The organism is Breznakibacter xylanolyticus (genome assembly GCF_003254275.1).
Taxonomy (GTDB): Bacteria; Bacteroidota; Bacteroidia; order Bacteroidales; family Marinilabiliaceae; genus Breznakibacter; species Breznakibacter xylanolyticus.
On record NZ_QKZK01000012.1, the window covers coordinates 60560 to 79234 of the forward strand.

Here is an 18675-nt window from a genome sequence, read left to right on the forward strand (position 1 = left end):
GTCAACAAAGTAGGGTTGTATAATAGCAGGTATTCTTTTACTTAATCAGGCAAAAGGATGTATTCAAACGGTATTTCAACAATATCAGCGTACTCTTCACCAGCTTCAAGCATGTCTTCTTCTTCTTCGTGGTAGTGCCATTTAATTTTAACAGATTTCCCCGATTCGAAGATTTCTTCAAATTTAAGTAAAATATCTAAAATAACTTTAGACGAAGCCGTATTGAAGTATTCCAGCTTGAAGTTGAAAATCGTTTCAGCATTGGCATCCGATGCGTATTGGTCAATCCAGTTTAAGATGGGTTCATAAAAATGGTTGACGTCCTCAGGCAGAGAGCGTCCGGAAATTTCAAAAGTTCCATTAGCTTTGTCAAGAACCACATTTGGCGTATCTTCTGTCCCTTTAATGTTGATGACTTCCATATCTGTTTTTTAATTAGTTACGTTTAATGGTTGAAGTTAAGATAAAGAATGAACGGTCTTCATTCAGTGTTTTAAATTGATAGGTCAGTTTGCTTCCTGTTTTTTTAGCAATGTCAATTAATCCCAGGCCTGCTCCTCCTTTGTCGGAAATACGCCCTTCTTTAATTTGTTTTTTGTACAATTCCGACAGTCCTTCTTTGTCGAGACCGTTGACCGTTTCAAGGGTGCTTTGTAATTCGGCTACTTTATCATTTTTAATGATGTTTCCTGTAATGATGTTATAACTTTCTTCACCTTTGCTGACCATCACAATGCCACGTCGTTCTTCATCATCCTCGCTCAACGTGTCAGCATGTTTGCTAATGTTTTGCAAGCATTCAACCATGACATTAAATACTTTACGTTGAACCTGATTCGATTCTGCGCTTTTGGTTAAGCTTTTTTCTGTCAGTGAGGTAAATGTTTTGGTGATTTCTTGTGTGACTTCACCTTCATAAACCAGACTGATTTCGTTTGTTTTCATGGTTTTGTAAAGCTGGTAAGCAAAATCCAGAAAACTTTGGTTTTCTTTTACGCTGTTCATGATTTTTTTCTTTGATTTCGTAACTATTCTTAAAGTTCAATTCCTATTAATAAGACATCATCGACTTGTTTTTCTTCTCCCATCCAATCATAAAAATCTTTGGAGAAAAATCTCGCGTAGTGTGCCATTGTTGCATCTTTATCTTCTGTGAGCGCTTCTCTAATTCTTTTGTTCAAATATTTTTTACCGTCTTTGCCGGTTTGATCAGGCAATCCGTCTGAGAATATAAAGAATTTATCTCCAGTTTGATAGTCAATGATGTTGTTTTCAAAATCCAGTTCAATTTTTTTCGCTAAAGGAATCCCTCCGATTGCTTTCCGTGATCCCTTGTATTCTGTTAGTTCTCCATTGCGAAGGTAATATAAAGGACGATGCGCACCTGCATATTGCAATTCATTTTTTTTCGGATTGATTTTACAAAGTGCCAAGTCCATGCCATCCCGTCCGTTTGCCCCGTCTTGATCCTGACGCAATGTCCGTCTGACTTTTTGATGTAACTGATCTAATATCTCGGAAGCGCTTAGGTCTTTGTCTGCATTGACGATGTTGTTTAATAAGAAATAACCAATGAGTGACAATAATGCTCCAGGGACGCCATGTCCTGTACAGTCAACTGCAGCAATATAGAAAATGTCATCTTTCATAAAGAACCAAGGGAAATCACCACTGACCACATCTTTAGGTCTGTAGAAGATAAAAGATCTAGGGAAATATTGCTGGATAACACCGGTATCTGGTAAAATCGAAGTTTGTATCCGTTGTGCATAATTGATACTGTCAGAGATTTTCTTGTTTTTATCTTTTATTTCCTGTTCAATGATCTTCATCTCAGTCAGGTCGTGCGTCACAAATAACACTGACTCAAGTTCTTGGTCTTCGCTGAATTCGGGTATGGCTTTTATTTCCATAATCCTCATATCCCCATGGGATTGCATCTCAATTTCTGCAACCATTTGTTTTGGGTCTTCCCTCATTGTGGAAAGCGAAGTCCGTACAAAATCGATAAATTGTGGGTCAATGTCAAGTTCGTATATTCTTTTTTTGATAATCTCGGTGGATGGAACTCCGATGAACTTAGAGATTGCCGGGTTTACATATACCAGTTTTCCGGTATTGCTGATCCGTAAAATCATATCGGGACTATTCTCCGATAATGATTGCATACGGCTTTTCATTCGTTCCTCTTTTTCGGCTCTTTTTCTTTCAGTGATATCTTGTGTGTTGAAGATAATTCCTCTAATTGCAGGGTCGTGCAGTAAGTTTTTTCCTTTTGTTTCCAAAAAGAGTTTTTCACCGTTTTTCTTGAGATAAGTGTATTGAGCAACGTGTTCGCCACCCGGCGTTTCGAGTAGGAATTGGAATAGGTTGTTAATCGTTTTAAAACCTCGAGGTGTTAATAATTCCGGATCCATCCCGGAAACCTTGTCATTATCGTTATAGCCTAATATTCGTTTGACAGAAGGACTTTCAAAGACAAGTTCCTGTTTTTCGTTGTATATAGAAATAAATTCGGATGCATTCGTCAATAAAGCTTGAAGTCGTTTTTGTCCGTGCTCGACTTCTTGAATCTGATTGGCCAGTAATTTGTTCGACTTCTCGAGATTTTCTTGAGCAACCATCATTTCACGAGCATTTTCATGTAGTGTCTGCTCGTTTTCTTTGAGGACAATCGTTAATTCCTGTGATTCTTTTAATAATTGAGCCGTGCGAATGTTTATTTTTAAGTTATAAATAGTTCGTCCGATTATGTTGCTTATTTCTTCAATAAAATGGAGAATATATTTTGGTAATTTGTTGTTTAAGAAGGCTAATTCCATCACCCCCTGTAGTTCATCTTCTTGCATTAATGGAATAACAATGAGGCTCTTGGGTTTTTTATCTCCAATGAGGCCAGAAGTCAACGTGAAGTAATCGTCCGGTATTTCGGTTCGATAAATCATTTGCTTTTCATAGGCGACTTCCCCCACTAACCCTTTCCCGATTGGGATTTGCATTTTTTCATATCGCTGGCGGTTAAATGCGTATGCTGCGGCATTCACAAGAACATCACCTTCCGGTAAAAATATCCCCCCCTGAATGGCTCCTGTATAGTCGATGGTCGCTTTTAATACATTGATTGTTAGTTCATCAATTGTTGTGGTTATTCGGAGTATATCCGATACCCTTTCTTTGCCTCGAGCAATCCAGTTTAAGTCGTCTTCTTTTTTGCGAGTGCCCGATAGACTTTTGCCCAGTGCAATAAGCGCTGCAGCTAATTCGTCATCAGCAGCTTCAAAACGATTAAGTTTGCCTTCACCAATCCGCGTAGCCAATTCAATGCTTGAGTGGATTTTGCTCTTAAGTGCATCTATTTCAGTCTTAAGTTGTCGGCTTTTTTGGATGTGATAGTTTACAAAAAATACGACCTGGACCGGAATTGAAAGAATAATCAAATCAATAATCCAGATGAGGATAAAATGGTGAAGTTGATGAATTTGCCAAAAAGCAAATTCATCAAAAAGAATTGATGACACGCCACTCCAAGTCAGTAGTAAAAGGATTAAGGCGCCTGTAAATAAATAATAAATGTCTCTTTCAGGGAGGCATTTAAAATTTAAATATTTTCTGATGAAGCGTCGTATGTTATTTATTGTAAGTTGCATAGTTATTCATCCCCATCCGGTTTAACATAGTTCGGTAATTCTAGCATTGATATCAGGCCAAATCTTCTCGATATCAATTTCTTTAAATGAGCCGATTTCGAACATCGCAATCGTTTGATTGTCTTTTATCACTGGGAGAATATATATAATGTTAGGCAAATTCGTGCCTAGTCCCGATGATACTTCGAAATAATCTGTTGGAATATCTGTAATCGTACTTATTTTTTTGTCTGTGGCGCATTGTCCACATAAACCCTCGCCAGTCTTGAAAGGAAGTATTTCAATTTCCTTGTCGATAGCGAATGTACTACATGGTACGAATAGATTGTTGTTTTTATTGTAAGCATAAGCAATTCCTGAGACGATTTCGTAGGTTTTGCTGAAATTCTTTAATATGATGCTTATATTTTTATTAATATCCTGATTTTTCTGCGTGTCGATGAACAGATGATGTAGTGTCTTCTTTTTATGCGTAGAAAAAAGAATTGCTTCACGTTCTCGTGACTCAAGTTTCATGATGCGCATTAATAATTGACTTTCTCTACTTTCTGATGTTCTTTTTATCGATTCTATTTCATCTTGAAGTTGTTTCTCTCTTTCTATTTTTTTATAATAAGTTTTATCTAAGTGAACAATGAGAAATAAGATGAATAGGTATGATAAAAATTCGATCACAAAAAAATGGTTAGGAAGACTGATGTTAATACTTAAAAATTTAGCTAGTGCAAACACCAGAAGGATTCCTGCAATGAAAAAGTGTAGATATTTAAATAGAAATATTCTCATTTTTTATGTTTTACATGCCTGTGTGGGTGGATTTATTACTTTTTATAAGCTGTTTAGAAAGGCAGAAATTTCATCAGGAGACATTATTTTATGGGGTTGAAACAAGCGCAAAGCAGCTTGAGGCATTGTTTTAATGTCACACGTTTCAGGGTCTTGCACAATTGTGTACCCTTTTTTGTCAAATATGTCTTTAATCCCTTTTGCGCCGTCTTTATTAGCGCCGGTGAGCAAAATTCCTACGCATTTTTCTCTAAATGTGTGTGCTGCAGATGATAATGTGTAATCAATAGAGGGGCGACTGTGATTGTAACTCTCTTCAGTTGATAATGAAAATGTGTTGTCGAATTCGATAAAAAGGTGATAATTTGAAGGGGCTAAATAGGCTGTGTTCGATTTAATTTTTTCTTTATCGAGCGGTTCGATGACATTAATTTTGCTTTTGAGGTTGAGACCTTCCACCAAACCAGAACGGATATATTTAAGACGATGTAGGCAAAGTATGATTGGGATTTGAAAGTCCGGGTTAAGTTTGGATAATATTTTTGACACAACCGAAAAACTCCCGGCAGACCCACCAATCACAATTGCTTTATAATTGTTGTTTGTCATGTTAAACTAAACTTCCTGGTTTTTTAAATATTCTCTCTTGTTCATCAACGATTTCCATTTTGTCAATAATATTTTCCGGCAATGGTTCTTTTATGCCAATTGTAAGAATTCCTCCAGGTTTAAGAGTTTCATACATGACTTGTGCCACTTTTTCTTGGAGTGGTTTGGAGAGATACAACATTGTATTTCTGAAAATAATCATAGAGACTGGTTCATTTGGGGTGTTCAAGAACCAACCTTTACATGGAACCAAATGCTCTAATAGTATTTCATTGATTAATGTGGAACCATTATGAATGTGACAAAAATCTGAGAACTCACTTTCCAGTTCCAATCGTTTGAAATTGTTGTCGTGAGTTTCAATATTTTTATTGTTTATTATCCCAGTTTTTATTTCATCTAAACGAGCATTTGATGGATGATTGTAATATATGGTTGTTTCGTTGTTATGATTGATCCCCTTATTAAGAATTTGGAAAGAGTATAATTCTTCACCCGAGGATACATCCGGAAACCAAACCGAATCTGGTGCGAGTAAATTAGAGCTTAAAAATTTGTTGTTTAAAACTCTCCAAAAGCCGGGATCACGAAACAACTCTGTTGTTTCAACCGGAATGTTATACAGAACAGATTTTAAAAATAGCTCATTGTCGAGTTGTTCGATAAAGCGTTCTTTGGTTTTAATAAAAAGCTTGTCAAAAAACAGTGAAAGTCTGCGCTTCATGAATGATGTTGATAACTCATGAAACGGATACCCCAGTTTGTCATGCATCAATGAGGTCAGTTCTTTAATGTCGTTGATTCCTAAGCTGACTGCCATGGCTGCATTAATATTTAAAATGGAATGAGTTTGACTTGACAAAAAAACTACCAAGTCTATTGAATCGTGTTTTAAAAAAACCAGTCAGTCCTTCGTGATTTCCCAAAATTAAAACACCTGACGTGTTTAAATGGTCATGGAATATTTTTAAAATTCTTGTTTGTAAACTTGTGTTGAAGTATATTAAAACATTTCTGCAAAAAATGATATCAAATTTTTCTTCAAAAGGGATAGCGCCTTGTACCAGATCGTGTTTCTTAAATATAGGTAGCGATAAGTATTTGTTGTTTACTTTTAATTGATCATTTGCAATGTTAATATTAAAATGTTTCTCAAGATTTATCGATTTGATGGAAGAGTTGTCTTTATTTGCTTCAAGTATTTTAATGTAGGTCTCTATGCTTTTTATGTTGTTTGAGTATCTATATGTTCCTTGAGTAGCCTCTTTAAGAACTTGTTGGTTGATATCTGTTGCAAAAACCTGGGTTTTTTTTAGAATCCCGAGTTCATCCAAAAGTATCAGGTTGCTATATACTTCTTTTCCAGTTGAAGAACCTGCGTGCCATATTTTTATTTGTTGACGAGCCGATAGTTTATTTAGAACAGTTTCAACATATTCAAGCCAGATGTCAGCATCTCTGAAGAAATCGGTCGTATTGACGGTTATGTCATTAACTAACTGTTCTACAAATAAATTGTCATTGATGGTTCGTTCTCGAAGTTCTTCGAGAGTCATTTTGTATTCATCCAATACTTTTTGTAAGCGGCGTTGGATTGAATTATCCGAATACTCACTAAAATCGTAAGGAGAATACTTTTTTAACTCTAGTAAGTACTCTTTATAGGTCATACCTGAGAGTATTAGAATAGTTCAACTTCAACATTTTGTATAAATGCTGTAAAGGAATGTTCAAGACCCACTTGAGCCTCCGATAGGAGGAATAGGACTGGGATTTCATCCCCATATTTATTCTTAATTGGTGCTTCACGCCGTTCTCCCACAACTTTTTTCTCATCAGCTGTTACAAATGTTCTGACAAACTCGTCGTTAATAATGGTATCTGCTGAAAAGAGCATAGAAACGTTGTTTCCTAATACTTCCTGTCGGTCGTAGCCCCATAGTTTTTCAGCAGCAATGTTGAAAAACTGAACAGTACCTTCTTTATCTGTGGTTATGATGGCATCAAGAGCTCCTTCAAGAGTTTTCTCATTTCTGATTTTAACAGATTCCATTTCTCGGAATTGTTCTTTCACTTCATTACGAGCTTCTTCCAGAAGGATACCTAATTCCTCTTTACTTCTTTTTAATTCTTCCTCCATTTTGACTTGGTCAGTTACATCATTTTCAAGACTTAGGATCTTGATGATTTCTCCTTCGTTGTCAATTACAGGGGTGTATGTTGATAATAAATAGATTTCTTCGCCAGTTTTATTTCGACGACGAACGCGCCCTTTAAAATTGTGACCATTTTTTAGATCCGCTAAAATTTTGTCTAACTCAGGCAAATCATTTTTAAAGAAGAATATGCGAAGGTTTTGACCTTCAATTTCTTCAAGATTGTATTTAAAGGTCTTTAAGAAATTTTTATTTACAGAGATTAATGTGCCATCCGTTTCGAACTCGCAGTTGATCGCAGCATGGTCGATTGCTTCAATAATCCCCTTCATTTCAATGGCCGTGCGTTCACTTTCTTCTTGTGTGGCCTGCATTTCTTCCAGGTTTTGACGCAATTCTTCCTCCTGTTGCGACATTTTTTCAGCTTGTATTTGAGTTTCTTTCAGAAGGTTCGATGTTTGAATGTTGATTTTAACATTTGAAATGGTCGAAGCGCTACTTTCAGCTGTTTTTTCAACAAAAGCAATCTCATAAGGCTGAAATAAGTTAAAAGAAGCCAATTCAATGACGCCGTGAATTTCTTCGTTCACTTTAAGAGGGACCATCAATATTGCTCGAGGATTGGCTTCACCAAGTCCAGAGGTGATGGTGATGTAATCATTTGGAACATCGGTGAGGTATATCGTCTGTTTTTCAAGAGCGCAGCGGCCAATTAGCCCCTCACCCCATAGAATTGTTTTATCGGTGAATTTTTTCCGATCGAACGCAATGCATGCTTTAAGTTCAAAGTACTTATCGCCGCTAATTTTAGTATTGAGAAGGTAGACTCCACCTTGATTGATTTTTGAATAATTCACTAAATAATGAATGATGTTATAAGATAGATTCTCCAGATTGTCGCTACTGTTTCGAAGGATTTCTGAAAATTGGGCAAGACCTTGAGTGACCCAGTTACGTTGCTCTTCTTCGATACGTCTTTGCTCTTCTTCTAATTTATTTTTAATTAAGAAGTCTTTTAGGCGATAAAGAGATTGTCCCAATTTATCTGTTTCTTGTTCAATGGGAATTGCAGTTTCAAGATTTCCTTGACGAAGATTTTCAATGAAGTCAAAAACGATTTGAGAGCGTTGTGCCTCTTTGTTCAAGAGTTGTTGTTGTTTTTTGATAATTTTTACAAATCCTTTCGCTAAATAATAGCCAATAATTCCAAAAGCAATAGGCATGACTGCTGCCAGCCATAAGCCCGGATACATTTTAAATAAGTCATTAAAAGTTCCTTTTTGGCTAACAAAAAGATATGAATTAGAAGTGATTAATACAGATAATGCCAAAAAAACGATGCCGAAGAAAACGCCTCTAACGGTGTATTTATTTGTTATCTGTCTGGTTTTTATTCTTTTCATATAAGAGATGCGGGTTGTATGTAGTGTTAATATCTTTTGATAAGGAAATCTGGCATTTGATCCAATGGTAGAATTTTATCAGCTGCACCCAGCTTGATTGCTTCTTTAGGCATTCCAAATACCACCGACGAGGCTTCGTCTTGTGCAATGGTGTAAGCTCCTGTATCGTGTAGCTCCTGTAGTCCTTTCGCACCGTCATTACCCATGCCAGTTAAAATGATACCCAGTGCATTTTGTCCCGCGTACCGTGCGGCCGATCTAAATAAGACATCAACTGATGGTCGATGGCGGTTTACCAAAGGTCCCTCTTTTATTTCTACAAAGTATTCTTTTCCGACACGTTTTAATAACATATGTTTTCCACCAGGAGCAATGAGAACCCGCCCTTGATATAGTTTGTCATTATTTTCGGCTTCTTTAACCTCCATGCGGCACATTGTGTTGAGATTATTGGCAAAAGATTTTGTGAAGCCCTCCGGCATGTGCTGAACGATTGCAATTCCGGGGAAGCGCTCGGGAAGTTGTTTTAAGAAGAACCGAATTGCTTCAGTTCCTCCCGTTGATGCCCCTAAAACAATGATTTGTTCTGTTGAGATGACTGGTGCTCCGCTCGTTGCTTTTTCTAAAATTACATCTGCAGAATATTTAGGAGGAACTATGGGACTCACGATTGGACTAGCCGATGGCGGAGTAAATGTCGTTTGAACAGGCTGTTGGGGTGGGGAAATTTTTTTACGGGTCAGTTTAACCTGCGATGCTGCTTTGACTGCATCGCAAAGCATGATTTTAGATTCATGGATGAACTGTGCCGTGTTCATTGACGGTTTGGCGATGATTTCTGAAGCTCCGTATTCAAGAGCTTTCATGGCCACTTCGGTTCCTTCAGATGTTAATGAAGAGATAACCACCACCGGTATGGGATGTTGTGACATGATTTTCCGAAGAAAGGTCAAGCCGTCCATGCGTGGCATTTCGATGTCCAACGTGATCACATCGGGCACTTCCTTCATGATTTTTTTTACAGCAATGATGGGATCAGCAGCAGTGCCCATCACTTCAATATCCGGATCAGATTCGAGGATGGTTGTCAGACTTTGTCGAACAACCGCAGAATCGTCCACCACCAATACTCTAATTTTTTCTTTCACACTTTTCGTCTTTTCGGTAGTATAGCGCCAAAGCAATGAGTTTCATATTAGGCAATGGTTGAATGTCAATGCCCTTGTATATAAAAACCGATGTCACTCCATGCCTGGATGAGCAGAATGGACTGACATTTGTTGATGTTAATTTAGCGAAAAAACTTCAATTCCCACATTTAATTATCTCTTTGAAGTCTTCGGAGAATGTTAATGTGTGGGAAATCAATGACATATTAATTTTAATACGTCTGTTTTTCCAGAAATTTATGGCGCACTTCGCCCGTATCCGTAAAAAAGAGAATTTTTCGTCCTCGTTTGCCTCCGGTGCTGGAGGCTACAATTGGAATCCCCTTTTCTTCGAGCATCATTCTGGCCAGTCGGATATTCCTTTCTCCAATCATAGTTGAATTGCCTTTGCCAGCATCCAATAACTCCCCGCCTCCAAAAATCTTTGCTTGAATATCTTCAATACGACAACCGTAAAAAAGCATTCGTTCTACTAATTTATCGGTTGCAATATTACCATATTTTGGAGACGCCAAGTCGTTTCCACTCCAGTTTGGGAGCATATAGTGGTTGATTCCGCCAATTTTAAGTCTTTTGTCCCACAAGCATATGGCTACGCAAGATCCTAAGATGGTTTTCACCAGGTATGGATCCCTACTGACAAAAAGAGATGAAGGATAGAGGAAATGTTGTAAATAATTGTCCATTTTCAATCCTTAAAATATCTCGTCTCCTTCGTCAAAGAATATATCATTCCCATCACCACTAAAGCCATCCACAATGTTTCGTGCTTCGGGCAAAGTAACAGAGAATGTAGAACCCTCACCTTTTTTACTTTGTATTTCGATGCTACCTCCCAATACATCAAGTAGTGCTTTGGTAATTGAAAGCCCCAAACCATGTCCTCTGTTGATGGAGTTGATGCCGGAATCCAGTCGCTTGAAGCGTTCGAAAATTACCTTTTGGTTTTTTTCTGAAATCCCTGTTCCATAGTCTTGCACCGTCATGTTGAGGATTTCTTCATCCATCCATACAGTGACGATGATTTTACTTTCTTTGTAGCTGTATTTTAATGCGTTGTTAACCAGGTTGCTGACAATGAGTTTGAGTTTTTCCGAGTCGGTTTTGAAATAGAAATTTTTTCCAAATCCATATTCGATATTAAACTGTAAATCAATATCGATGTTCATTTTGCGTGAAACAATGTTGAACGAGTCGATGACGTTTTGAATCAGACTTCGGATGTTAACTTTTGTGATGTTGGGCTGTATTTCACCAGCTTCAATTTTTGCTGCTACAAAGATGTTGCGGAGTTGGAAGTCAAGGGTGAATGCCTCACTGTGTATCAGTGCAACCATTGAAACGACCTTTTTCCAGTCGTGTTTTTCAACGGATAAGATTGACTTTGACAAACCAAGAATAGAGGTAAAAGGATTAATAATTTCATTCGAAATATTCGAAATGAAATGGCTTTTAAGTGCCTCTGATTCTTTCAAGCGTCGCGTTACTTCCTGTAATTCTCTTGAAAGATCTTTGATCTCGGTATCAAAGTTTTTTCGTTCCTCTAATCTGTCACGAAGTTCTTTGAGTAGTTGTTTGTCTGATAAATTACTCATAGTTTATATGTTATCCGTGTTTGTTTATATTTTTTTAAAAATGGTTGGTTTTATGTGTTGCAGTGGCACATTCATCCCTGAAAGAGATTCTGAATGTCCGATGAAGAAATAACCTCCTGGTTCAAGATGTTGACATAGTTTATTAATTACTTTTTCTTGGGTTGTTCTGTCAAAGTAAATCAACACATTTCTGCAAAAAATTGAAGTGTAGCTTTCCTTAATATCGAAACTGTTGTCCATTAGGTTCAGATAGCGAAGTGTTAAGGAGGCTTGTAGCTCCGGGCGAACCCTTATCGTGGGGTTGTGACGGTCTTTGCTTTTTAAGAAATATCTCTTTTTTAAGTCAAGATGAACGAATTCAATTTTTTGTTCCGGATAGATGCCTCGTGCCGCCTTTTCAAGAACCTGGTTGGAGATATCCGTACCAAGAATTGAAAAATTAAAAGTCGGGTTGAGTCTTTTAAATTCATTCAAAACGACAGACATCGTATAAGGTTCTTCACCGCTTGAACAACCAGCACTCCAAATTTTAAATGATTTCGTAGGGTTGTTTTTTACGAAATCAGGAAGTACTGTTGAAGTCAGAAAGTCAAAATGTATTGGTTCTCTAAAGAAATCAGTTTTGTTGGTAGTGATGACGTTTAAGAAATTGTAAAGTTCTTTTTCTTGACCTTCTTGGCTAAAAAAGTAATTTTTGTATTCAGTATATGATTTCAGTCCCAATTCGCGAATGCGTTTCAAGAGTCTTCCTTGAAGCATAACGCGTTTAATAGGGGGCATTTTGATACCATATTCAATAAATATGTAATTGCTGAAAGCCTGGAAATCACTTTCCGACAATTCAGCTTTAAAGCAGTCGAGTTCTTTGGGTGTTTTTTCGGCTTCCCTCATGATCTGACAAGTTTGTCTAAAGCGATAACATCTTTGATGCTGAATACCTTGTCTGCATCTAAAATCATGACCATCCCATGATTGGTTTTATAGGATGCAGTCAGGTATTGTGGGTGAAAATCGTCGGTAAAAGGTACGGTGTTATCTTCAGTTGCTTCAAATACATCAGAAACAGAATCGACAAGAATTGCAACCCTGAATTTTTTAGCAAGGTCAAGGTTCTGTAATTCTAATACCACCATGCAGGTCATTGCTGTGATATCTATAGGGGGCATGTTGAACTTTTGAGCTGTGTCAATTTGAGGGACAACATGTTCCCTAAATTCAACCACTCCAAGTACATATGAAGGACTTTCAGGGATTGGTTTAGGAGCCCGATATTCACTAATCTCCATAACTCTGTCCACGTTAACACCAAATAGGTGGTCGGAAATTTTAAAAGCTAGATATGTTGACGAAGTGTTGCTCATTCTGTATATTATTTAACATCTTCAATTTTCTGCACCAGTGCGTCGATGTTCACCAAGTTAATAAACTGTTCGTTTAAGCGAATGGTGCCATCAAAACTGTCCACCATCCCTAAGTTTTGATCAATAATTGATGGGGTAATTTGAGAGGGATTAATTGGGATGACTTCATTGACCATGTCAACAACCAACCCAATATAAGATTCTACCTGGTTATTGGGCGAAATTACAATAATGGAAGTGTCTTTTGTTCTGTTTACCAGTTCAGCTCCAATCATCATTCTAAAATCCGCAACAGGGATGATGTTCCCATGAAGTTTATCATTCCTAACAGGTATTCCGGCACATTTGGTATTCTTGTAATTTTTCCTAATTCAAGAATGTGACGAACAATTAACGCATTAAAAGCAAATTGTTCATCTGCAGCCTGAAATGATATGATGGTGTTCAATTCTTCGTTCATGGTAGTAAGTTGTCGATTCTAACTTTTCAATTTGAAGTAGGCCTGTTGGTTAGTTTGTCTTTCGTCTTTTAATGGTTTGGAAATGAATCAGTCTGTTTGTGTCAATGACAAAAGCAATGTTTCCGTTACCCATGATAGATGCCCCCGAAATAGTTTCGTGTTTTTTTAGGTATCGACCCAATGGTTTGACGACAGTTTGATACTCTCCGATGACCTGATCGGCTACTAATCCTACAATTTTGTCTTCTGATTTTATCAGAATGAGTTGTTCAGAACCTTCAATTTGTGTTTTGGCATCAAATACAGTTCTTAAGTCAATAAAAGGATATTGTTTCTCCCCTATTGATAATATGTTGTTTAGCGTATTGCTGATTGTTGCATTAACAAATTCATGAATTTTTTCGACCGATGAAATGGGAATCACATATTCATTTTGTCCGACTTTGATTAAGAGACCATCAATGATGGATAAGGTCATTGGTAGCTCAAGCGTTGTTGTAGTTCCTTTTCCAATCTCGGAATCGATGGCTACTTCCCCTCTAATTTCACCAATTTTTCGTTTCACGACATCCATTCCGACGCCTCGACCCGAAACATCAGACACTTCATCACGAGTTGAAAACCCACTTAAAAACACTAAATCAAAAATTTCTTTTTTGCTGAGTTCGAGTTTCGCATCAATTAACCCTTTTTCAATGGCTTTTCTACGAATGAATTCAGGGTCAATTCCTTTACCATCATCAATGATTTTAATGATTACGCTGGCTCCGGAATAATAGGCTTTGAAGAAGATGGTTCCTTTGGGGGATTTTCCTGCTTTCAGACGTTCAGAAGGCATCTCTACACCGTGATCAACGGAGTTTCTGATCAGGTGCAACATTGGATCAATAAGGTTTTCGATGATGTTTTTATCCAATTCGATTTCACCTCCTTCAATCACAAAATCAATTTCTTTTCCTAAGTCTTTGGAGAGATCGCGAACAAGTCGTTGAAATCTCATTAGTTCACTTTGCAACGGGATTAGGCTGATTTCAAATGCATTGTCCCGAAGTTGACGGGATAATTTCTGAATGTTTTCAGCCAAAGCCATGATGGTTGGTTCACCACTGTTTTCTGCATACAAGTTTAGTTGTGCCTGTATGGTTACTAATTCACTGACCAAGTTGACAAGTTCATCGATTTTATTCGATGCCACCCGCATACTTGAAATTTTGTGGTCTTTGAGCGTGTTTTTCTTTTTGCTGCCAGTTTCTTCTTGAGTAATAACTTGTTTATTTTCCTGCTTTATTGTTTGTAATGCGGTTAAAACAAGAGGTTTGTTGCTTGATATGCTACCGTCAACTAACTGTTTAAGTTCGGGGTTTGTTAGAATATTCCCTGATGATATTTCTTGAATATCTATTTTACATTCATCCTCAACGAAAATGAAAACATCTTTAATTTCATTGATTGGCGCAGCCGTGTAAAGGATAACTTGCCAGGCACAATGGCATGAAATGACTTTTAAATCGGAGAAGTTTGGAAGTGCTTTAAAAAATGGCAATGCCACAGCTTCTCCCAAGGCATGCAAATCATCAATTAAGAAGAACGGATTGGTTCCGTTTTTTAAGATGTCCTGTTCCGGTTCAAAACTAATAAGATAACTCTTTGTTCCATCGTCTTTTTCTTGTTTGACAACAGGGGTTACCGGTTGAGGTTGAACCTCAGAAGGGGTGTTGTTCTGTTGCGCAATGACATTTTGAACCTTAAGTATGAATGCTTTTTGGGATTGAATGTCCTGACTGTCCTTTAAGTCTCCGATTTCGAGTAAGTGACGGATATGGTCAATGGATTCGAGGGTCAACGAGATGATGTGATCTGAAACCTGGAGCTTGCCATTGCGCACCCAATCAAAAATGGTTTCGAGATGATGTGTGAAATCACTCAGGTCGTTGAACCCAAACATGGCTCCACCCCCTTTTAAAGAGTGCATGGCTCGAAAGATACGCTCAATAATATCACGGTTTTGGCGATCTGTTTCAAGCAAAAGTAATGCTTCCTCCAAATCGTGAACGTTATCGAGGGCTTCTTCGACAAACTTATCTTTGAACTTGTCAATCATGCGACGGGATTATATTAAGAGCAAAGGTTATTAAAGTAAACAACAGCCTCATCGTTTTCGCATAATTGCACCAAAGCCTGGTCATCACGGTTATTTAAAACCTGTTGAAGATGCTTTATAATGCAATGGGTTTTGTAGATGAGTTCTTGTGTGAGATTGATTTCACCCTTTCGGATTTTTGCAAAAGTTTTCTCCACAGGCAAAGCCATCAGTGGCATGTGCTGAAATCCGAACATGGGACTTGAGCCTTTGATGGAATGCATGGTTAAGAAAACTTTTTCGACTAAAGCATCTTGTGGCGTCATTCGATTTGAATCATTGATTAATGATTCGATAGAAGAAAGCTGGTCTGATGCCTCCGAAATGAATATGTTTTTAATCTCGTCATTCATTGCTTTTGATGTTTACCGGATTACCCGGGTAATCGCACTGAGAAGTTTAGCAGGGACAAATGGTTTTATAATCCAACCCGTGGCACCTGCTTCTTTTGCTTCCATTTTCTTGGCGGCTTGCGATTCGGTTGTTAAAAAGAGGATGGGAATATGCTTGTATGCGTCCATTTCTCTCACTTTTCTAATCAGACCTAAGCCGTCGAGGTTGGGCATGTGTAAGTCGGTGATGATGATGTCAATTTCACGGCCATCGAGAAATTTTAATGCATCTTCTCCGTCAACTCCAACCAATACATCGTAGCCCTCGTTTTGAAGGGTGAAATTGACAACTTCACGGATACTCTCCGAGTCATCTACAATGAGAACTGTTTTAGCCATAATGTGTTTACGTATTTATATGAAATAATTGGATCTGAAACCTGCGTTGTCTAGAAGGTGTTGTTGTTCTTCTGATAAATCAATTTTAATTTCTACCGGAATTGATCTGGACTCGAATTCTTGCTTGATTGCCAGAAAAACTTGAATACATGTCAGGTCAATTCCTTTGATTTGTGTGGCATGTAGAATCAGTTTTTTTGAAAAGTCCATACTGTTTTTCAAATCCTTGTATATTGCTTCAATGTGGTTAATGACCAGATTGCCGCTGATTTCAAGGGTATTGTGAGAAGACCCTTTTAAAAATTGAATCGAATATGGTGACTGACTCATTTTGGATAAGTTGTTAGAATTTTTCGTAATTGTCAAGATCAAATTCCTTGCTCAGTCCCGATAAATCATTAGATGGGGAGTTCGGTTTTGAATAAGTGTTCCCTTTTGATGTTGGTTTTTTAACCAGTCTGGTCCGTTCTTCTTTATTGTTTTGTTGAGTAGTACTTGCTTGCTTTGTTTGTGGTTTGAAAGCAGCTTCGTTTTCATCAACTTTAAATATCCCAACAGCCTGTTGTAAGTTCTCAGCTAAAACGGTCAATTGATTTGAACTTTGAGTTAAGATATCCGAAGAAGATGCATTTTCCTGAGTAATCATGTTTAATTGCTGCATGGCCAGGTTAATCTGCTCTGCACCTGTTTTTTGTTCCAAACTTGCTGCTGAAATTTCCTTAATCAGTTGAGTTGTTTTTTCAATATCAGGAACGAGAAGTCTCGCTTTGTCTCCAGCTTCCTGCGACACTTTGAGGCCTGTTGTAACAAGATTTACAATTTCGTCAGCGGCAGCTTTACTTCTTTCAGCTAATTTACGGACTTCAGCCGCAACAACGGAAAATCCGCGTCCGTGTTCGCCGGCACGAGCAGCTTCCACTGCAGCATTGAGTGCTAAAATATTTGTTTGAAAAGCAATATCACCGATGATGGTGATTTTTTCGGAGATTTCTTTCATGGCTTTGGCGGCCTGAGAGCTCAATTGATCAGCAATGTTAACGTCTCGCGCTGTTTCAACAGTAATCTTCTCGGTTTGAATGGCGTTGTCAGTGTTTTGGTCAATGTTAGCCACCATTTCCTCAATGGAAGTTGAAACTTCTTCAGCAGATGCTGCCTGGTCTGCAGAACCCTTTGATAGTTGTGTAGAGCTGTCTTTGAGGACTTTGCTTGAATCGACCAGGTTTGCAGAATTGGTTTTAATGGTGATGACAATCCGTTTGAGGTTATTGGCCATGTCGCGTAATGCGTCAGCTAATTGACCAATCTCATCGTTTTGTTGTACATCAACAGTGGCCGTAAGTTCGCCATTGCCAATTGCTTGAGCAAACGCCACTCCTTTTTTAAGGGGGGCAATAATTGAATTGATAAGCAGCCAGGCAACAAAAATTGAAATAGCGATGATTACTAAAGACATAATGATTACCAACGCAGCAAAAAAGGTATATGTGAAACTCATGTTGCTGAGAATCTCATTGCTTTTACTCCGGTATTTTTCTTCGATGCTGCTGCACGATTGAGTGATTTCATCACTAAGAATAATTAGCTCTCCTCCTTCTTGTACCTGAGGTTCCACCATGAAAGTCACCATTGCATCATCATAAGCTTCAAATGAGTTGAGACTTTCCATGATCTCTTTTTCCATCGAGATGAGTTGGTTGACTTTTTCTATAATGTTGTTGATAGCCGTTGTATCTTCATCTTCCCATTCAACCTCAAGGTTTTTTACTTTTTCAAGTTCAAGAGGTAAGTCAGTTTTGTGAATATTTTCTAATCTGATTTTATCTGGAGTACCGGTTTGTTTGTCGATGAAAACCCAACTTCTGATGAGCATTTTAGATTCTGCGACCAGATCAGAGATGGTTGAAAGATTTTCTGCTGCAGGTGAATATTCCTCAGTGAGGGTTTTGTTGAGTTTACGACTGTTGTTTAATGTGACAAAAGTCGTGACTCCGTTAATGATGATGATTAAGAGAATAATCCCGAACCCATAGTAAAGTTTTTGGGCAATATTCAACTTTTTAAGTATGTCTAGCTTCATGTTCAATGAGTTATTATTACATGCTAATGGCCGAAGCCATGGTTTCTAATTTTGAACTGATCTGTAAACTTGCACGGGAAGCATTGGCTTTGCTGATCTCAAATTTAAGCTTGTCATCGCGAATCACAAAATTAATAATTGCACCTTTATTTGTGGCGCCTTCTGCTTCAGTAACAATGAGGGCGTTTTTCCCCACCTTGTTCGAAATGGTTTCTGCATTTCGGGCAAAGTTAGCAGAACTGGCTACAAATATCACCTGGCATTTAGTAATTTCGTCAACGGTTTTAAATTCTTTAATGACAACATCCTGAAAACCGAATTTTTTACCGGCGGATTGTTGTTTTAAATGATCGGCGATTTCTTTACTTCTGACCACCCCAATCACAAAATCCCCCTGAGTTGACGTTTCGGGCCAGCCAATATAACGGATGAAATTAAGTGTAAAGGTGGCTTTATATTTTGCTTCCTGAGAGTATGCATGTATTGAGAACATGCTCAGTGCGAGTATGACAATGAGAATTGTTTTTTTCATGTGTTTATA

21 protein-coding genes are annotated in these 18675 nt (G+C 37.8%); all 21 read right to left on the minus strand.

Annotation, left to right across the window (positions count from 1 at the left end):
- Positions 1 to 41 precede the first annotated feature (41 nt).
- The 21 genes from LX69_RS08745 to LX69_RS08845 all read right to left on the minus strand — a co-directional run bounded on the left by LX69_RS08745 (position 42) and on the right by LX69_RS08845 (position 18666).
- Positions 42 to 422, minus strand: coding sequence for a DUF1987 domain-containing protein (locus LX69_RS08745; RefSeq protein WP_111445551.1), 381 nt, complete (start codon positions 420 to 422; stop codon positions 42 to 44).
- Positions 423 to 435: 13 nt separating this feature from the next.
- Entirely contained in the window at positions 436 to 1005 is a 570-nt protein-coding gene (locus LX69_RS08750; protein WP_111445553.1) for a SiaB family protein kinase, read from the minus strand.
- A gap of 29 nt (positions 1006 to 1034) precedes the next feature.
- Positions 1035 to 3518 carry a PAS domain S-box protein gene (locus LX69_RS08755; protein WP_245934981.1) on the minus strand — a complete coding sequence of 828 codons (2484 nt, stop codon included), beginning with the start codon at positions 3516 to 3518 and terminating at the stop codon, positions 1035 to 1037.
- 150 nt (positions 3519 to 3668) lie between these two features.
- Positions 3669 to 4433: a GAF domain-containing protein gene (locus LX69_RS08760; protein ID WP_111445556.1), complete on the minus strand. Its 765-nt coding sequence runs from the start codon at positions 4431 to 4433 to the stop codon at positions 3669 to 3671.
- Positions 4434 to 4475: 42 nt separating this feature from the next.
- Positions 4476 to 5042, minus strand: coding sequence for a chemotaxis protein CheB (locus LX69_RS08765; protein ID WP_111445564.1), 567 nt, complete (start codon positions 5040 to 5042; stop codon positions 4476 to 4478).
- A gap of 1 nt (position 5043) precedes the next feature.
- Positions 5044 to 5862: a CheR family methyltransferase gene (locus LX69_RS08770; RefSeq protein ID WP_111445566.1), complete on the minus strand. Its 819-nt coding sequence runs from the start codon at positions 5860 to 5862 to the stop codon at positions 5044 to 5046.
- 7 nt (positions 5863 to 5869) lie between these two features.
- Positions 5870 to 6712, minus strand: coding sequence for a CheR family methyltransferase (locus LX69_RS08775; protein WP_111445568.1), 843 nt, complete (start codon positions 6710 to 6712; stop codon positions 5870 to 5872).
- A gap of 11 nt (positions 6713 to 6723) precedes the next feature.
- Complete coding sequence (locus LX69_RS08780; protein ID WP_111445570.1) at positions 6724 to 8601, minus strand: PAS domain S-box protein; 1878 nt, start codon at positions 8599 to 8601, stop codon at positions 6724 to 6726.
- Positions 8602 to 8627: 26 nt separating this feature from the next.
- Positions 8628 to 9749, minus strand: coding sequence for a protein-glutamate methylesterase/protein-glutamine glutaminase (locus LX69_RS08785; RefSeq protein WP_111445698.1), 1122 nt, complete (start codon positions 9747 to 9749; stop codon positions 8628 to 8630).
- Positions 9750 to 9982: 233 nt separating this feature from the next.
- Entirely contained in the window at positions 9983 to 10456 is a 474-nt protein-coding gene (locus LX69_RS08790; RefSeq protein ID WP_111445572.1) for a chemotaxis protein CheD, read from the minus strand.
- Positions 10457 to 10465: 9 nt separating this feature from the next.
- Positions 10466 to 11365: a sensor histidine kinase gene (locus tag LX69_RS08795; RefSeq protein ID WP_111445574.1), complete on the minus strand. Its 900-nt coding sequence runs from the start codon at positions 11363 to 11365 to the stop codon at positions 10466 to 10468.
- Between the two features lie 24 nt (positions 11366 to 11389).
- Positions 11390 to 12256: a CheR family methyltransferase gene (locus LX69_RS08800; protein ID WP_111445576.1), complete on the minus strand. Its 867-nt coding sequence runs from the start codon at positions 12254 to 12256 to the stop codon at positions 11390 to 11392.
- A complete protein-coding gene (locus LX69_RS08805) occupies positions 12253 to 12726 on the minus strand; it encodes a chemotaxis protein CheW (RefSeq protein WP_111445578.1) in 474 nt (157 codons plus the stop codon). Before LX69_RS08805 ends, LX69_RS08800 begins: the two co-directional genes overlap by 4 nt.
- Positions 12727 to 12734: 8 nt before the next feature.
- Complete coding sequence (locus tag LX69_RS08810; RefSeq protein ID WP_170124308.1) at positions 12735 to 13001, minus strand: chemotaxis protein CheW; 267 nt, start codon at positions 12999 to 13001, stop codon at positions 12735 to 12737.
- The gene (locus LX69_RS08815) at positions 13001 to 13186 is read right to left on the minus strand and encodes a chemotaxis protein CheW (protein ID WP_111445581.1); all 186 of its coding nucleotides are present in this window, start codon (positions 13184 to 13186) and stop codon (positions 13001 to 13003) included. Before LX69_RS08815 ends, LX69_RS08810 begins: the two co-directional genes overlap by 1 nt.
- 49 nt (positions 13187 to 13235) lie before the next feature.
- Complete coding sequence (locus LX69_RS08820) at positions 13236 to 15287, minus strand: chemotaxis protein CheA (protein WP_111445583.1); 2052 nt, start codon at positions 15285 to 15287, stop codon at positions 13236 to 13238.
- 14 nt (positions 15288 to 15301) lie between these two features.
- Positions 15302 to 15679, minus strand: a complete 378-nt coding sequence (locus tag LX69_RS08825) for an Hpt domain-containing protein (RefSeq protein ID WP_111445585.1) — start codon at positions 15677 to 15679, stop codon at positions 15302 to 15304.
- Positions 15680 to 15691: 12 nt separating this feature from the next.
- Entirely contained in the window at positions 15692 to 16057 is a 366-nt protein-coding gene (locus LX69_RS08830) for a response regulator (RefSeq protein ID WP_111445586.1), read from the minus strand.
- A 15-nt stretch (positions 16058 to 16072) separates the two neighbouring features.
- Positions 16073 to 16387: an STAS domain-containing protein gene (locus tag LX69_RS08835; RefSeq protein ID WP_111445588.1), complete on the minus strand. Its 315-nt coding sequence runs from the start codon at positions 16385 to 16387 to the stop codon at positions 16073 to 16075.
- A gap of 13 nt (positions 16388 to 16400) precedes the next feature.
- Complete coding sequence (locus tag LX69_RS08840; RefSeq protein WP_111445590.1) at positions 16401 to 18134, minus strand: methyl-accepting chemotaxis protein; 1734 nt, start codon at positions 18132 to 18134, stop codon at positions 16401 to 16403.
- 16 nt (positions 18135 to 18150) lie between these two features.
- Positions 18151 to 18666, minus strand: a complete 516-nt coding sequence (locus LX69_RS08845; RefSeq protein ID WP_111445592.1) for a YfiR family protein — start codon at positions 18664 to 18666, stop codon at positions 18151 to 18153.
- Between the last annotated feature and the right edge of the window lie 9 nt (positions 18667 to 18675).

Excerpts from the sequence above, each read along its gene's own strand:
- LX69_RS08745 (WP_111445551.1), bottom strand. The coding sequence starts at position 422 with ATGGAAGTCATCAACATTAAAGGGACAGAAGATACGCCAAATGTGGTT.
- LX69_RS08750 (WP_111445553.1), bottom strand. The coding sequence starts at position 1,005 with ATGAACAGCGTAAAAGAAAACCAAAGTTTTCTGGATTTTGCTTACCAG.
- LX69_RS08760 (WP_111445556.1), bottom strand. The coding sequence starts at position 4,433 with ATGAGAATATTTCTATTTAAATATCTACACTTTTTCATTGCAGGAATC.
- LX69_RS08765 (WP_111445564.1), bottom strand. The coding sequence starts at position 5,042 with ATGACAAACAACAATTATAAAGCAATTGTGATTGGTGGGTCTGCCGGG.
- LX69_RS08770 (WP_111445566.1), bottom strand. The coding sequence starts at position 5,862 with ATGGCAGTCAGCTTAGGAATCAACGACATTAAAGAACTGACCTCATTG.
- LX69_RS08775 (WP_111445568.1), bottom strand. The coding sequence starts at position 6,712 with ATGACCTATAAAGAGTACTTACTAGAGTTAAAAAAGTATTCTCCTTAC.
- LX69_RS08780 (WP_111445570.1), bottom strand. The coding sequence starts at position 8,601 with ATGAAAAGAATAAAAACCAGACAGATAACAAATAAATACACCGTTAGA.
- LX69_RS08790 (WP_111445572.1), bottom strand. The coding sequence starts at position 10,456 with ATGGACAATTATTTACAACATTTCCTCTATCCTTCATCTCTTTTTGTC.
- LX69_RS08795 (WP_111445574.1), bottom strand. The coding sequence starts at position 11,365 with ATGAGTAATTTATCAGACAAACAACTACTCAAAGAACTTCGTGACAGA.
- LX69_RS08800 (WP_111445576.1), bottom strand. The coding sequence starts at position 12,256 with ATGAGGGAAGCCGAAAAAACACCCAAAGAACTCGACTGCTTTAAAGCT.
- LX69_RS08805 (WP_111445578.1), bottom strand. The coding sequence starts at position 12,726 with ATGAGCAACACTTCGTCAACATATCTAGCTTTTAAAATTTCCGACCAC.
- LX69_RS08810 (WP_170124308.1), bottom strand. The coding sequence starts at position 13,001 with ATGATTGGAGCTGAACTGGTAAACAGAACAAAAGACACTTCCATTATT.
- LX69_RS08815 (WP_111445581.1), bottom strand. The coding sequence starts at position 13,186 with ATGAACGAAGAATTGAACACCATCATATCATTTCAGGCTGCAGATGAA.
- LX69_RS08820 (WP_111445583.1), bottom strand. The coding sequence starts at position 15,287 with ATGATTGACAAGTTCAAAGATAAGTTTGTCGAAGAAGCCCTCGATAAC.
- LX69_RS08825 (WP_111445585.1), bottom strand. The coding sequence starts at position 15,679 with ATGAATGACGAGATTAAAAACATATTCATTTCGGAGGCATCAGACCAG.
- LX69_RS08830 (WP_111445586.1), bottom strand. The coding sequence starts at position 16,057 with ATGGCTAAAACAGTTCTCATTGTAGATGACTCGGAGAGTATCCGTGAA.
- LX69_RS08835 (WP_111445588.1), bottom strand. The coding sequence starts at position 16,387 with ATGAGTCAGTCACCATATTCGATTCAATTTTTAAAAGGGTCTTCTCAC.
- LX69_RS08840 (WP_111445590.1), bottom strand. The coding sequence starts at position 18,134 with ATGAAGCTAGACATACTTAAAAAGTTGAATATTGCCCAAAAACTTTAC.
- LX69_RS08845 (WP_111445592.1), bottom strand. The coding sequence starts at position 18,666 with ATGAAAAAAACAATTCTCATTGTCATACTCGCACTGAGCATGTTCTCA.